Origin of the sequence: Paracoccus angustae, assembly GCF_042648745.1 — a bacterium.
Lineage (GTDB): Bacteria > Pseudomonadota > Alphaproteobacteria > Rhodobacterales > Rhodobacteraceae > Paracoccus > Paracoccus angustae.
The window spans coordinates 1-1059 of sequence record NZ_JBHRXY010000117.1; the positions used below are offsets into that span (position 1 = coordinate 1).

Genomic DNA, 1059 nt, shown 5'->3' on the forward strand with positions numbered 1-1059 from the left:
TAGAGCCTGTTGCGTTTAATCGGTTTCATATCCGGCGGCTTTGAAGAAATTGTAGCATTCCTCGTCGGTGAAGAGATCGCAGACCTGCCCGACAGTTTGCCAGAGAGCCTCGTAGGTTCGAGCGGCGGCTCTCCGGATCAGCGCCTTGAGCTTTGCGAAGGCCATCTCGATGGGGTTCAGGTCCGGGCTGTAGGAAGGCAAGAACAAGAACCACGCGCCGACGGCGCTCATCGTCGCCGCTGCCTTGGGGCTCTTGTGCGATGACAGGTTATCCAGAATGATCACATCGCCGGGTTGCAGTGTCGGGGCCAGTTGGGTTTCGACATAGAGCTCGAACAGTTCGCGGTTCATGGCACCGTCGATTACCCAGGGCGCATCCAGCCGGTCATGGCGCAGCGCGGCGATGAAGGTCTGGGTGTTCCAGTGGCCGAAGGGCGCATGGTCGACAAGGCGCGCGCCTTTTGGAGACCACCCGGTGGTCTTGGCCATGTTCGTCTTCAGCGACGTCTCGTCGATGAAACCGATGCGCGTCAACGCGCTGCGCATGAACGGTTGGCGTCGTGTAATCCAGATATGGCGTGCCTGCCGGATCTCAGGCCGCTTCTGCTCGAGCGCTTGCAGGTCTTTTTTTGTGTGTCAGCCCGAGGCCGCGCAAAAACCGCCAAACCGAGACACGGTGAATGGCGATGCCGTGATGATCTGCAAGTTCGCCGACCAGGTCGTTCAGGGTCAGATCGGGCTTCGCCTTCATGCGCGCGGTGATCCAGTCCCCCACACCAATCAATTTGCCATGACCACCACCAGGCCCTTGGACACGTGGAGCCAATCCGCCTGTCTCGCGCTTCAGGATCACCATGTCGTTGACGAACTTCACAGAAACCCGGAACCGCGCAGCGGCTGAGCGATGCGAGTTCCCTTCCTCCACAAACGCCACAACGCGCTCTCGGAGTGCCAGAGGATGCGGTCTACCCATATCATCCCTCCATCTGTCATGCAGGCAGGGAATCACAGATCAAGCCACAGGGGTATCCTGAATCGGGAATGGCGCAACGTGCTCTA

At 59.3% G+C, this 1059-nt stretch carries 1 protein-coding gene; it reads right to left on the reverse strand.

The genetic code is table 11. From position 1 onward, the window contains the following. Positions 1-15 precede the first annotated feature (15 nt). Positions 16-973, reverse strand: a protein-coding gene (locus tag ACFOM8_RS23005; protein ID WP_377764684.1) for an IS630 family transposase whose coding sequence is annotated in 2 segments (ribosomal slippage) — positions 16-630 and positions 632-973 — 957 coding nt in all. Because the reading frame shifts where the segments join, the coding sequence is not laid out codon by codon here. Positions 974-1059: the final 86 nt, after the last annotated feature.